11 protein-coding genes are annotated in these 12,774 nt (G+C 73.6%); 8 read left to right on the top strand and 3 right to left on the bottom strand.

Annotation, left to right across the window (positions count from 1 at the left end):
- The first annotated feature begins 69 nt into the window (after window positions 1–69).
- The 4 genes from pheS (at window position 70) to MTF65_RS20015 (ending at window position 6,139) form a co-directional block, all read left to right on the top strand.
- A complete protein-coding gene (gene pheS, locus MTF65_RS20030) occupies window positions 70–1,197 on the top strand; it encodes a phenylalanine--tRNA ligase subunit alpha (protein ID WP_243630153.1) in 1,128 nt (375 codons plus the stop codon).
- Window positions 1,197–3,725 carry a phenylalanine--tRNA ligase subunit beta gene (gene pheT / locus MTF65_RS20025; protein ID WP_243630151.1) on the top strand — a complete coding sequence of 843 codons (2,529 nt, stop codon included), beginning with the start codon at window positions 1,197–1,199 and terminating at the stop codon, window positions 3,723–3,725. Before pheS ends, pheT begins: the two co-directional genes overlap by 1 nt.
- 495 nt (window positions 3,726–4,220) lie before the next feature.
- The gene (locus MTF65_RS20020; RefSeq protein ID WP_243630150.1) at window positions 4,221–5,555 is read left to right on the top strand and encodes a transcriptional regulator; all 1,335 of its coding nucleotides are present in this window, start codon (window positions 4,221–4,223) and stop codon (window positions 5,553–5,555) included.
- Window positions 5,556–5,608: 53 nt separating this feature from the next.
- The gene (locus tag MTF65_RS20015; protein ID WP_243630148.1) at window positions 5,609–6,139 is read left to right on the top strand and encodes an NUDIX hydrolase; all 531 of its coding nucleotides are present in this window, start codon (window positions 5,609–5,611) and stop codon (window positions 6,137–6,139) included.
- A 15-nt stretch (window positions 6,140–6,154) separates the two neighbouring features.
- Here MTF65_RS20015 and MTF65_RS20010 read toward each other — a convergent pair whose 3' ends face one another.
- Window positions 6,155–7,048, bottom strand: coding sequence for a 3-hydroxybutyryl-CoA dehydrogenase (locus MTF65_RS20010; protein WP_243630147.1), 894 nt, complete (start codon window positions 7,046–7,048; stop codon window positions 6,155–6,157).
- 154 nt (window positions 7,049–7,202) lie between these two features.
- Between MTF65_RS20010 and MTF65_RS20005 the strand changes: the two genes are divergently transcribed.
- On the top strand, window positions 7,203–8,507 hold the full coding sequence (locus tag MTF65_RS20005; RefSeq protein ID WP_243630144.1) for a glycoside hydrolase family 10 protein: 1,305 nt from the start codon (window positions 7,203–7,205) through the stop codon (window positions 8,505–8,507).
- A 34-nt stretch (window positions 8,508–8,541) separates the two neighbouring features.
- On the opposite strand, the gene MTF65_RS20000 is transcribed toward MTF65_RS20005, so the two are convergent.
- Complete coding sequence (locus MTF65_RS20000; protein ID WP_243630143.1) at window positions 8,542–8,739, bottom strand: DUF1918 domain-containing protein; 198 nt, start codon at window positions 8,737–8,739, stop codon at window positions 8,542–8,544.
- Between the two features lie 66 nt (window positions 8,740–8,805).
- On the bottom strand, window positions 8,806–9,732 hold the full coding sequence (locus tag MTF65_RS19995; protein ID WP_243630141.1) for a DMT family transporter: 927 nt from the start codon (window positions 9,730–9,732) through the stop codon (window positions 8,806–8,808).
- On the opposite strand from MTF65_RS19995, the gene MTF65_RS19990 reads away from it, so the two are divergent.
- From MTF65_RS19990 to MTF65_RS19980, 3 genes are read left to right on the top strand one after another with little or no spacing between them, the layout of a single operon-like run.
- Complete coding sequence (locus MTF65_RS19990) at window positions 9,731–11,347, top strand: PLP-dependent aminotransferase family protein (RefSeq protein WP_243630140.1); 1,617 nt, start codon at window positions 9,731–9,733, stop codon at window positions 11,345–11,347. The genes MTF65_RS19995 and MTF65_RS19990 overlap by 2 nt on opposite strands.
- 31 nt (window positions 11,348–11,378) lie before the next feature.
- Entirely contained in the window at window positions 11,379–11,963 is a 585-nt protein-coding gene (locus MTF65_RS19985; RefSeq protein WP_243630139.1) for a histidine phosphatase family protein, read from the top strand.
- Between the two features lie 31 nt (window positions 11,964–11,994).
- Complete coding sequence (locus tag MTF65_RS19980; RefSeq protein WP_243630136.1) at window positions 11,995–12,744, top strand: N-acetyltransferase; 750 nt, start codon at window positions 11,995–11,997, stop codon at window positions 12,742–12,744.
- Window positions 12,745–12,774: the final 30 nt, after the last annotated feature.

Here is a 12,774-nt window from a genome sequence, read left to right as displayed (position 1 = left end):
GTGTCGGTCGAGAGTGTCGAGCGTGTCGCGCGGGGATCCACCAGCCAGCCATCGGAAGTACGGGAAGAGATGTCGGCACCGAACAAGTCGTACGACCCTGTCGAGGTCGAGGCACTGAAACCGGAAGAGATCGAGCGCATGCGGGACGAGGCGCTCGCCGCCTTCGCGTCCGCCGGCGACCTCGACGAGCTCCGCGAGGCGAAGACCGCGCACATGGGCGACCGCTCGCCCCTGGCGCTCGCCAACCGCGAGATCGGCGCCCTGCCGCCCCAGGCCAAGGCCGAGGCGGGCAAGCGCGTCGGCCAGGCCCGCGGCGCCGTGAACAAGGCCTTCGGGGCCCGCACGGTCGAGCTGGAGGCCGAGCGCGACGAGCGGGTGCTGGTCGAGGAGGCGGTGGACGTCACGCTGCCCCACGACCGCGTGCCCGCCGGCGCCCGGCACCCCCTGACCACGCTGATGGACCGCATCGCGGACATCTTCGTGGCCATGGGGTACGAGGTCGCGGAGGGCCCCGAGGTCGAGGCGGAGTGGTTCAACTTCGACGCCCTCAACTTCACGCCCGACCACCCCGCGCGCCAGATGCAGGACACCTTCTTCGTCAAGGGGCCGGACGGCACCGAGGGCGACGAGTCCGGTGTCGTGCTGCGCACCCACACCTCCCCGGTGCAGGCGCGCTCGCTGCTGGAGCGCAAGCCCCCCGTCTACATCGTCTGCCCGGGGCGGGTCTACCGCACCGACGAGCTCGACGCCACGCACACCCCGGTCTTCCACCAGGTCGAGCTGCTCGCCGTGGACGAGGGCCTGACCATGGCGGACCTCAAGGGCACCATGGACCACATGGTCCAGGAGCTGTTCGGCGAGGGCACCACCACGCGCCTGCGCCCGCACTTCTTCCCCTTCACCGAGCCGTCCGCCGAGATGGACATGCAGTGCTACGTGTGCCGCGGCGAGTCGGTGGGCAACCCCGACCGCCCGTGCCGTACCTGCTCCAGCGAGGGCTGGATCGAGCTCGGCGGCTGCGGCATGGTCAACCCCAAGGTGCTCATCGCCTGCGGTGTGGACCCCGAGAAGTACAGCGGATTCGCCTTCGGGTTCGGCATCGAGCGGATGCTGATGTTCCGCCACAACGTCGAAGACATGCGAGACATGGTCGAGGGTGACGTGCGCTTCACCCGGCCGTTCGGGATGGAGATCTGATGCGGGTCCCGCTTTCTTGGCTGCGGGAGTACGTAGACCTCCCCGCAGGTGAAACCGGTCGCGACGTCGCGGCCAAGCTCGTCGACGCCGGCCTGGAGGTCGAGACCGTCGAGCAGCTCGGCGGCGGGCTCAAGGGCCCGCTCGTCGTCGGCCAGGTGCTGACGATCGAGGAGCTCGAAGGCTTCCGCAAGCCGATCCGTTTCTGCACGGTCGACGTCGGCCGTGCCAACGGAACCGGCGAGCCGCAGGAGATCGTCTGCGGCGCCCGGAACTTCTCCGTCGGCGACAAGGTCGTCGTGGTCCTCCCCGGCGCGGTGCTGCCCGGCGACTTCGCGATCGCCGCGCGCAAGACGTACGGCCGGACCTCGCACGGCATGATCTGCTCCGGCGACGAGCTGGGCATGGGCGACGACGGCACGCACGGCATTATCGTGCTGCCGCCGGAGTACGAGGTCGGCACCGACGCGATCGAGCTGCTCCAGCTCATCGACGAGGTCCTCGACATCGACATCACCCCGGACCGCGGCTACTGCATGTCCATGCGCGGCGTGGCCCGTGAGACCGCCACCGCGTACGGCCTGCCGCTGCGCGACCCGGCGCTGCTCGACGTGCCCGCGCCGAACTCGTACGGCTACCTCGTCAAGGTCGAGGACCCGACCGGCTGCGACCGCTTCACCGCGCGCACCGTCACGGGCCTGGACCCCGAGGCGCGCTCCCCGATCTGGCTCACCCGGCGCCTGCAGAAGGCGGGCATGCGCCCGGTCTCGCTCGCCGTCGACGTCACCAACTACGTGATGCTCGAACTCGGCCAGCCGCTGCACGCCTACGACCGCTCGCGCCTCGACGGCGCGATCGGCGTCCGCCGTGCCGAGCAGGGCGAGAAGTTCACCACCCTCGACGGCGTCAAGCGCACGCTCGACGCCGAGGACCTGGTGATCACGGACAACAGCGGCCCGATCGGCCTCGCCGGTGTCATGGGCGGCGCCAACACCGAGATCGCCGACTCCGTCACCGACCTCGACACAGGCGCCGTCACCGGCACCACCGACGTGGTCATCGAGGCCGCGCACTTCGACCCCGTGTCGATCTCGCGCACCGCCCGCCGCCTGAAGCTGTCCTCCGAGGCGTCCAAGCGCTTCGAGCGGGGCGTCGACCCGCAGGCCGCCGCCGCGGCCGCGCAGCGGACCGTGGACCTGCTCGTGCTGCTCGCGGGCGGTACCGCCGAGGCCGGTGTCACCGAGCTCGTCGCCCCGGGCGCCCCGCGCACCGTCGCGATGAGCGCGGACCACCCCGACCGCGTCGCGGGCATGGCGTACGGCCGCGAGACCGTCGTGCGCCGCCTCCAGGAGATCGGCTGCGACGTCTACGGCCAGGACGAGCTCGTCGTCACCGTCCCGTCGTGGCGGCCCGACCTCGCCGAGCCCAACGACCTCGCCGAGGAGGTCATCCGGCTGGAGGGCTACGGGAACCTCCCGTCCACCCTCCCGCAGGTGACCTCCGGCCGCGGTCTGACCGACCGGCAGCAGCTGCACCGCCGGGTCGGCCGCGCGCTGGCCGGCGCGGGCTACGTCGAGGCGCTCAGCTACCCGTTCCTCGGCGAGGGCGTCTTCGACCAGCTCCAGCTGCCGGCGCACGACGCCGCCCGCCAGGTGGTCAAGCTCGTCAACCCGATCTCCGACGAGGAGCCGGCGCTGCGCACCACGCTGCTGCCGGGTCTGCTCGGCGCGCTGCGCCGCAACGACAGCCGGGGCAGCCACGACCTCGCGCTCTTCGAGACCGGTTCGGTCTTCCGGGCCGCGGCGCAGCCGGGTGTGGCCGTACGGCTGCCCGTCGACCGCCGTCCCACGGACGAGGAGATCGCCACGCTCGACGCCGCCCTTCCGGCGCAGCCGCGGTACGCCGCGGTCGTGCTGGCCGGTGCGCGTGAGCAGGCCGGCTGGTGGGGCAAGGGCCGCCCGGCCGACTGGGCGGACGCCGTCGAGGCGGCGCGCTCGCTGGCCGTCGAGGCCGGTGCGGAGCTCGTGGTGCGCCAGGGCCAGTACGGCCCGTGGCACCCGGGCCGGTGCGCCGAGCTGGTCGTCACCCTGGACGGGGTGGAGACCGTCATCGGACACGCCGGCGAGCTGCACCCGCGCGTCGTCAAGGCGATGGGCCTGCCGGCCCGTACCAGCGCGATGGAGCTCGACCTGGACCGCCTCGCGGCGGCCGGCGGCGAGCCCGTCCAGGCGCCCCGGATCTCCACCTTCCCGGTGGCGACCCAGGACGTCGCGCTGATCGTCGACGCGGCGGTTCCGGCCTCCGAGGTGGAGGCGGCGCTGCGCAAGGGCGCGGGTGAACTGCTGGAGTCGCTGCGGCTGTTCGACGTGTTCACCGGTGAGCAGGTGGGCGAGGGCAAGAAGTCCCTCGCGTACGCGCTGCGCTTCCGGGCGCCGGACCGCACGCTGACGGCCGAGGAGTCCACGGCGGCGCGCGACGCGGCCGTTGCCCTGGCCGGGGAGCGGACGGGCGCGGTGCTGCGCGGCGCGTAGCCGCTGCCGCGGGTTTCGAGGGGCGCATCCGGATTGCCGGGTGCGCCCCTCGCCCGTTGTGGCGGGCCCCCGGGTGCCCCGCGGCGCCGTTGCGGGGGCTCTGCCCCCGTACCCCCGCGCCTCAAACGCCGGCGGGGCTGGAATTGCCCGGCGGGGGCGGAACGGCGCGCCGGGCCCGGTGGAAGGGGTCCGGCGCGCGTCCGGCCTGGCCCTGCCGGGCCCGGCGACCAACCGGGCGTCGGCGGAACCGAGGCGCGCCGCCCGCCTGCCATGGAGTGTCGGGCAGACAGCAGAACGGGCGGCGCGGTGACGGGTCGTCGCACTGTACGAGGGGGAGCCGACGACCCGAGCTGCCTCTTGGCGAGGCCCTTAAGTGAACCGCCGAATACCCCCTCCACGGCAGAGTGCGTTTCGCATTTATGCGCGTACTTGGTTCACACCCCGTGTGAACCCCGCACCCACTAGCCTGAGTTCCACCAGCCCTTGGAGGGGCCCATGCAGCCGAACACCCTGCTCGACGCCCTCCTCGCCGAGGCGGGCATGTCCCATGCCGGACTTGCCGCTCACGTCAACCAGGCGGGCCGGACCCGCGGACTCGCGCTGCGCTACGAACACACCGCGGTCTCCCGCTGGTTGAAGGGGCAGCGCCCGCGCGGTCAGGTGCCCGACCTGATCTGCGAGGTGCTCGGCGGACGGCTGGGCCGGCCCGTCGGCCTCGACGACGCCGGGCTCGGACTGCCGGGCCGGGCTCACCACGCGACACCGCTCAGCGGGTTCGTCGACCGGGCCGCCGCCCTGTGGCGGTCCGAGGAGCAGGGCCGCACCCAGCTCCTCGCCGTCGAGGCGGTCACCGGCACCCCCGCCGTCATCCCGGTCTGGGAGTGGGAGAACCCGCCCGAGGACATCGACGTGTCCCGGGAGGGCCCGACCAGGATCGGCCCGGAGCACATCGAGATCCTGCGGGCGGCCCGCGCGCACTACGAGCTGATGTACCGCCGGGCCGGCGGGGTGGCCACCCGGGATCGGATCGTCCGCTTCCTGGGCAGCGAGGCGGCCCCCATGCTGCGCGGCAGCTACCCCGATGACCTCGGCCGCCGTCTGCACCGCGCCGCCGGGTCCCTGGTGGCCGTGGCGGGCATCTGCGCGTACGACTCGGACGCCCACGGGCTCGCCCAGCGCTATTTCCACCAGGCCCTCAGGCTCGCCAAGGCGAGCGGGGACCGGGGGCTGGGGGCGTACGTCATCGCGCTGCTCGTCAACCAGAGCCTGCATCTGCGGGACCACCGCCAGGCCGTGGCCTTCGCCGAGGCCGCGCTGCGCGCCGCCGGCCGGCACACCACCCCGGCCCTGGCCGCGGACCTGTACGCGATGCAGGCCAAGGCCTACGCCCAACTCGGCGACACCCGCGCCGCGTTGGCGTGCATCCGGCAGGCCGAGGCGGCCGCCGAGCGGATCCGGCCCGGTACGGAGCCCGACGAGACGGGGTACGTCCAGCCCGGGCTGGTCAACGTACAGGTGGCTCAGGCGCTGCTCAGCCTCGGGGATCTGGACGCCGCGCACGAGCAGGCGGCCGCCGCCGTGGGCACGCCGGCGCACGATCGCGGCCGGGTCCACCGGCTGGCGATGCTCTGCGAGATCCAGCTGCGCCAGGGCGAGGCCGACCGGGCGGTGGCGGCCGCGGCCGAAATGGCGGAACGGGCCAAGGGGATGGAATCGCTCCGGCTGCGGGAGCGGCTGCGGGCGGTCCGCGAACAGCTGCTGACCAGCGGTTGTGCCGGTGCGGAGGAGACCGCACAGCTCATCGACGGGGCGTTGCGCGTTCCCCTGTGACGGCCTGAACTGCTGCCATGTTGCCACCTACTCGAACGGAAGGTGGCACAACCGTGCAGTGGACGAACCTGAGTGAGCAGACCGTGTACAAGAACCGCTGGTTCGATGTGAACCTCGCCGATGTGGAACTCCCCGACGGGCGGCACCTGGACCACTTCGTGATCCGGCTGCGCCCGGTCGCCGTCGCCACGGCCGTCAACGAGGCCAATGAGGTACTGCTGCTGTGGCGGCACCGGTTCATCACCGACAGCTGGGGCTGGGAACTCCCGGCGGGTGTCGTCGAGGACGGCGAGTCCGTCGAGGCGGCCGCGGCGCGCGAAATGGAGGAGGAGTCGGGATGGCGGCCCGGCCCGCTCCACCACCTGATGACAGTGGAGCCCTCCAACGGGCTCACCGACGCCCGCCACCACCTCTACTGGGCCGACGGGGCCACGTACATCGGCCACCCCGAGGACGGCTTCGAGTCCTCACGCCGTGAATGGGTCCCGCTCAAACTGGTGCCGGACATGATCGCCCGCGGGGAGGTCCCGGCCGCCAACATGGCGGCCGGGCTCCTGCTGCTCCACCATCTGAGGCTGGGGTAGCGGCCGCTACGGGAGTCAGCCGTAGGGGTAGAAACCCGAGCCGCTCTTGCGGCCGAGGCGGCCCGCGTCGACCATCCGCTGGAGCAGCGGGGGAGCGGCGTACAGCGGCTCCTTGTACTCCGCGTACATGGAGTCGGCGATCGACACGATGGTGTCCAGGCCGATCAGGTCGGACAGCTTCAGCGGGCCCATCGGGTGGGCGCAGCCCAGCTCCATGCCGTTGTCGATGTCCTCGCGGCTCGCGATGCCGGACTCGAACATCCGGATCGCCGACAGCAGGTACGGGACGAGGAGCGCGTTGACGACGAAGCCGGAACGGTCCTGGGCGCGGACGGCGTGCTTGCCCAGCACGTCCCGCACCAGGGCCTCGGCCCGCTTGACCGTCTCCTCGCCCGTGGTCAGCGCCGGGATCAGCTCGACGAGCTTCTGCACCGGGGCCGGGTTGAAGAAGTGGATGCCGATGACCTGGTCCGGACGCGAGGTCGCGACGGCCAGCTTCACCAGCGGGATCGAGGAGGTGTTGGAGGCGAGGATCGCGTCCGGACGGGTGATCACCTGGTCCAGGACCTGGAAGATCTCCGTCTTGACCTGCTCGTTCTCGACGACGGCCTCGATGACGAGGTCGCGGTCGGCGAACTCGCCGAGGTCGGTGGTGAAGGTGAGGCGGGCCAGGGTGGCGTCCCGCTCCTCCACGCTGATCTTGCCGCGTTCGGCGGCCTTCATCAGCGAGTTGTGCAGCCGGGTGCGCCCGAGTTCCAGGGCCTCGCCGGTGGTCTCGGCGACCTTCACCTCAAGACCGCTGCGGGCGCACACCTCCGCGATGCCCGCGCCCATCTGGCCACAGCCCACTACGCCGACGCGTGCGATGTCGGTAGGGAGGTCCGTCACATCGTGCCTTTCGCTGCTCATCCATCGCGGGTCCCCCGGCCTTGACAGTGGTAACTGCTGTCCGGCGCCCGCCACGTCCCCCGACGTTACCCCTGACGTTGAGCGTCGTGGCGGGCCGGGGCGGGCATGCTGGGCGCACGCGGGGCAATGTCACCGATCGGAGTGGGGTCGTCACATGGAGTGCATCGGGCGTCGTGGGCTGCTGGCGGGAGCGGCGGGGGCGCTGGCCGCCGCGGCGGCGGGCCAGGCGGTCCCCGCGCGCGCGGCGGAGCCGGCGGGCGCGGCGGAACGGGCGGCGCGCGGGGCGGCGCGGCGAGCGGCGCCGGCCCGCGGGGCGGCGGGAGGGCGGTCGGCCGCCCCCGAATTCCGCGGGATGTGGATCGCCTCCGTCGAGAACCTGGACTGGCCCTCCGAGCCGGGGCTGCCCGCGGCGGCGCAGCGGGCCGAGCTGACCGACTTGCTCGACACCGCCGTCAGGCGGCGCCTGAACGCGGTGATCCTCCAGGTCCGGCCGACCGCGGACTCGATGTGGCCGGCGGCGTGGGAGCCCTGGTCGCAGTGGCTGACCGGGGAGCAGGGCCGTGATCCCGGCTGGGATCCGCTCGGTACCGCCGTCGCGGAGGCGCACGCCCGCGGGCTGGAACTGCACGCCTGGTTCAACCCGTACCGCGTGGCCCAGCACACCGACCCCGATCTGCTGGACCCGGGCCATCCCGCCCGGCGCAACCCGCACTGGACGGTCGAGTACGGCGGCAAGACCTACTACAACCCGGGCCTGCCGGAGGTGCGGGCCTTCGTCCAGGAGGCCATGCTCGACGCCGTCTCCCGCTACGCGGTGGACGGGGTGCACTGGGACGACTACTTCTACCCGTACCCCGTCGAGGACGAGTACTTCGACGACGACGAGGCGTACGAGGAGTACGGAGGCTCCTTCCCCTCCCGGGCCGCGTGGCGCCGGGACAATATCGACACCCTGGTCAGCGAGATGTCCGCGCGGCTGCGGAAGGTCCGGCCGGCGGCGCACTTCGGCATCAGCCCGTTCGCGATCTGGCGCAACGACGACGTGGACCCGCTGGGCTCGCCGACCCGCGCGGGCGTCGCGACGTACGACGACCTGTACGCGGACACCCGCAAGTGGGTCAAGCAGGGCTGGATCGACTACGTCGTGCCCCAGGCCTACTGGCAGATCGGCCACCCGGCGGCCGACTACACCGACATCGTGCCGTGGTGGGCGCGGACGGTGGAGGGCACCGGGGTGCGGCTCTACGTCGGCGAGGCGCTCTACCGCTGCGACCCCGACAGCCCCACGGAGGCCTGGCGCGACCCGGCGGAGCTGTCGCGGCACGTCGCGTTCGCCAAGGAGTACGCCGAGGTCCGCGGCCACGTCTACTTCTCGGCGAAGCAGGTGGTCACGGACCCCAATGGAGCGATGGCGAGGGTCGTCGCCGACCACTACCCGACGGCGGCGCCGCCCCGGTGAGTCGGTGCGTCGCGTGGAGTCAGCGCGCGTGGCGTCAGCGCGGGGGCTCCGCGGGGTGCTTCACGACGCAGTCGGGGCCCGGAGACATGATGGCCTCGTGGCCGTCCTGGAAGCGCACCCGGTAGGGAGGGGTTCCGTTCTCGCCAAGTACCTGAGTGATCTCGCCGACCTTGTCGTGCTGTCCCACGACTCTGCCGTGCTGCACGATCTGGTCGCCCTCAGTCGCACGCATACTGACCTCCTCGGTGGCGGTCCGATCCGATCCGATCCGGTGTTAGCAGTCTAGGGTGAATTGCTCCTATTTGACCCGCTGGGTCACGGCGATGCAGACCAGCACCGCGCAGGCGGCCACCGGGGCGGCGGGCGACAGCCGCTCGCCCAGCAGCGCCACCGACCACACCAGGGTCAGCAGCGGCTGGGCGAGCTGGAGCTGGCTGGCCCGGGCGGCGCCGATCTCGGCCATGCCGCGGTACCAGACGAACAGGCCGAGGAAGGTGGAGCCGCCCGCCGCCCAGACCAGGCCGGCCAGCCCGTGCCCGGTCAGGTGCACCGGCTCGTACGCGAGCCCGAGCGCGGAACCGGCGAGGGTCAGCGGCAGACACAGCACCAGCGCCCAGCCGATCACCTGCCAGCCCGGCAGGTGCCGGGCCAGGCGCCCGCCCTCGGTGTAACCGGCGGCGCACACCAGCAGGGCCGCGAAGAGGAAGCCGTCGCCGCCCGAGACGCCCCCGCCGCTCTGGGCGAGGGTGAAGCAGAGCACGACCAGGGCTCCGGCCACGGCCGCCGCCCAGAACCGGCGCGAGGGGCGGATCCCCGTCCGCAGGGCGGCCAGCGCCGCCGTGGTCAGCGGCAGCAGGCCGACCACCACGGCGGCGTGCGAGGTGGTGGAGGTCCGCAGGGCCAGGGTGGTCAGCAGCGGGAAGCCGACCACCACGCCGGCGGCCACGACGGCGAGCCCCGCCCAGTGCTCCCGGCCGGGCAGGGGCACCCGTGCGGCCAGCAGGAACCCGCCCGCGATCAGGGCCGCGAGCACGCTGCGCAGGGAGACCAGGGACCAGGGGCCGAAGCTCTCCAGGCCCCAGGCCGTGGCGGGGAAGGTCAGCGAGAAGGCGATGACGCCGAGCAGGGCGAGGGCGGTTCCGGTGCGGGTACTCGTAGCGGGGGTGCTCGCAGCGCCTTGAACTGCTATCGGCATCGAGGCGATAGCGCTATTCTGTGCTGTCATGTACGAGCGTAGCAGTGTGGCCCAACTGGCGGAATCCTTGCGGTCGGAGCTCAACCGCTACTCGGTGGGTGGAAAGCTCCCGTCGAGTCGGGCTCTCGTGGAGCGCTACCGGGTCAGCCCGGTCACCGTCTCCCGGGCCCTCGCCCAGCTCGCCTCCGAGGGGCTCGTGGTCACCCGGCCCGGCGCCGGGGTGTTCCGGGCCCAGCCGCGTACGGAGACCGAGGCGCCCGGGGACACCTCCTGGCAGGAACTCGCCCTCAGCGCCGACGGCGCGGGGGAGGTGATCCCGCGTTCCGTGGACGCCTCGGGGGTGCTGAACACGCTGGCCGCGCCCCCGCCCGGGGTGATCGAGCTCAACGGCGGCTACCTGCACCCCGCGCTCCAGCCCGAGCGGGCCATGGCGGTGGCCCTGGCCCGGGCCGGGCGCCGCCCCGGGGCCTGGGGGCGGCCGCCCATGGAGGGGCTGCCCGAGCTCCGCGACTGGTTCGCCCGGGAGATCGGCGGGGCGGTGGCGGCCGTCGGGGCCGCCGACGTACTGATCACCGCGGGCGGGCAGAGCGCGCTGACCACCGCTCTGCGGGCGCTGGCCCCGCCCGGGGCGCCGATCCTGGTGGAGTCCCCGACGTACCCCGGACTGCTGGCCATCGCCCGCGCGTCCGGCTGCCGGCCCGTACCCGTGCCGGTGGATGCCGAAGGGGTCCGGCCGGAGCTGCTGGCCGCCGCCTTCGAAGCCACCGGTGCGCGGGTGTTCGTATGCCAGCCGCTGTTCCAGAACCCGACCGGCGCGGTGCTGTCCGCCGAGCGGCGGGGCGAGGTGCTGCGGATCGCGCGGGCCGCCGGGGCGTTCGTGGTCGAGGACGACTACGCCCGGGCCCTGGCCCACGAGGACGCCGGGCCGCTGCCTCCCACGCTCGCCGCCGAGGACGACGCGATGGCCCAGGGGCTGGTGGTCCATGTGCGCTCGCTGACCAAGGCCACCTCGCCCAGCCTGCGGGTGGGCGCGCTCGCCGCCCGGGGCCCGGTGCTGGACCGGCTGCGCGCCATCCAGGTGGTGGACAGCTTCTTCGTGGCCCGGCCGCTCCAGGAGGCCGCCCTCGAACTGGTCGGCGCGCCCGCCTGGCCGCGCCACCTGCGCGCCGTCGCCGCCGAGCTGCGGCACCGGCGGGACGTGCTCGCGGGCGCGCTGCGCCGCGAGCTGCCCGGGGTCGAGCTGCCGCATCTGCCGTCCGGCGGGTACCAGCTGTGGGCCCGGCTCGGCGAGGGCGACGACGTGTCCTTCGCGGCGGCGGCCCTGCGCGCGGGCGTCGCGGTCGCGCCCGGCCGGCCGTACTTCTGTGCGGAACCGCCGGCTCCCTACGTCCGGCTCAGCTTCGCCGGGGTGTCGGGCGCGGGGGAACTGGCCGAGGCCGTCCACCGGCTCCGCACCGGGCTGGGCGCGGGGCTGGGCGCCGGGCCGGCCTCGGGTCTCGGCAACGTGTCGGCCTCGGGTCTCGGCAGCGCGCCGGGCTCCGGTCCCGGCAACGCGCCGGCCTCGGGTCTCGGCAGCGCGCCGGGCTCGGCTTTCGGCAACGCGCCGGGCTCCGGTCCAGGCAACGGCGTCGGTCGGGACGCTTGACCCGACGCCGCGCGCGGCTCACCATCACCGCATGCATGTTCGGGTCTCGCTCGTCGCCGCAGCCCGGGGCACCCCGCTGCTCGCCGAGCGCTTCGACGACGACCGCCCGCTGGACGGGGCCGGCTGGCGCGCGGTGGAGTCCGCCGCCCGGGGTCTCGTACCGCTGGGCGCCGCCGAGCTGCGCTACTGCTCGCCGACCCCGCGCAGCCGCGCCACGGGCGAGGCCCTCGGGTACGCCCCGCTCGCCCAGCCCGCGCTGCGCGACTGCGACATGGGGCGCTGGCGGGGACTGACCCTGGGCGAGGTGACGGCGCGCGAACCCGGGGCGGTGGACCTCTGGCTCACCGACCCCCTGGCCGCCCCGCACGGCGGCGAGTCCCTGCTGGCCTTCATCTCCCGGATCGGCGGCTGGCTGGACACCCGGCCGGCCGACGACGGCGGAGCCATCGTGGCGGTGGCCGAGCCCGCGGTGGTCCGGGCGGCCCTGGTCTACGCCCTGAAGGCACCCCCGCTGACGTACTGGAACGTGGACGTCCGCCCGCTGTCCACGGTCACCCTGACGGGCTGGTCGGGCCGCTGGCACCTCTCGCTGCAGGCCCCGGCACAAACCGCTTGAGGGGGTGGTGGCCCCCGCCTAGCCTGCGGGTATGACCGGTATCAAGATCACCTCCCTCGCGCACCGCCCCGAACTGGCCGAACGGCTCTGGGACATGGCGGACCCGTGGCCCGAGTTCGCCGTGCACGACGACCTCGCCTGGCTGCTCTACCCGCGCATGGTGGCCGAGCTGCCGGAGTTCATCTGGGTCGCCACGGACGGCGACGCGGTGGTGGCCCGGGCCTTCAGCCTGCCGTTCGCCCAGCACGCGCCCGGGCGGGACGGGGTGCTGCCCACGCGGGGCTGGGACCAGATCCTGATGTGGGCCTTCTCCGATCTGCGGCGGGGGGTCGAGCCGGACACCCTGAGCGCGATCGAGATCACCGTCGCCCTGGACCGGCAGGGCGAGGGCCTGTCGGGGCGGATGCTGGCCGCGATGCGCGAGGGCGCCCGGGCCGCCGGGTTCGCCGAGGTCGTGGCCCCGGTCCGGCCGAGCGGGAAGCCGGCCGAGCCGGACACCTCGATCCACGAGTACGCGTACCGCACCCGCGAGGACGGTCTCCCGTACGACCCCTGGCTGCGGGTCCACGTACGGGCTGGCGGCGTCATCGACTCCGTGGCCCCGCTGTCGATGACGATCAACGGCTCGCTCGCGCAGTGGCGGGAGTGGACCGGCCTGCCCTTCGACGAGCCGGGCCCGGTGCGCGTTCCGGGCGCGCTCACCCCGGTGCGCTGTGAGCCGGAGCAGGGCTACGCGGTGTACGTGGAACCGAACGTCTGGGTCCGGCACCGGCTCGGCTGACGGCGCCTGCCGCCCGGCCCGGGAGGGCGC

The organism is Streptomyces sp. APSN-46.1, assembly GCF_022815725.1.
Lineage (GTDB): Bacteria > Actinomycetota > Actinomycetes > Streptomycetales > Streptomycetaceae > Streptomyces.
This window is presented reverse-complemented; position numbering and strand designations above follow the sequence as displayed.

Excerpts from the sequence above, each read along its gene's own strand:
- MTF65_RS20010 (WP_243630147.1), bottom strand. The coding sequence starts at position 7,048 with ATGAGCAGCGAAAGGCACGATGTGACGGACCTCCCTACCGACATCGCA.
- MTF65_RS19995 (WP_243630141.1), bottom strand. The coding sequence starts at position 9,732 with ATGACAGCACAGAATAGCGCTATCGCCTCGATGCCGATAGCAGTTCAA.
- pheS (WP_243630153.1), top strand. The coding sequence starts at position 70 with ATGTCGGCACCGAACAAGTCGTACGACCCTGTCGAGGTCGAGGCACTG.
- MTF65_RS20000 (WP_243630143.1), bottom strand. The coding sequence starts at position 8,739 with ATGCGTGCGACTGAGGGCGACCAGATCGTGCAGCACGGCAGAGTCGTG.
- MTF65_RS20005 (WP_243630144.1), top strand. The coding sequence starts at position 7,203 with ATGGAGTGCATCGGGCGTCGTGGGCTGCTGGCGGGAGCGGCGGGGGCG.
- pheT (WP_243630151.1), top strand. The coding sequence starts at position 1,197 with ATGCGGGTCCCGCTTTCTTGGCTGCGGGAGTACGTAGACCTCCCCGCA.
- MTF65_RS19980 (WP_243630136.1), top strand. The coding sequence starts at position 11,995 with ATGACCGGTATCAAGATCACCTCCCTCGCGCACCGCCCCGAACTGGCC.
- MTF65_RS20020 (WP_243630150.1), top strand. The coding sequence starts at position 4,221 with ATGCAGCCGAACACCCTGCTCGACGCCCTCCTCGCCGAGGCGGGCATG.
- MTF65_RS19990 (WP_243630140.1), top strand. The coding sequence starts at position 9,731 with ATGTACGAGCGTAGCAGTGTGGCCCAACTGGCGGAATCCTTGCGGTCG.
- MTF65_RS19985 (WP_243630139.1), top strand. The coding sequence starts at position 11,379 with ATGCATGTTCGGGTCTCGCTCGTCGCCGCAGCCCGGGGCACCCCGCTG.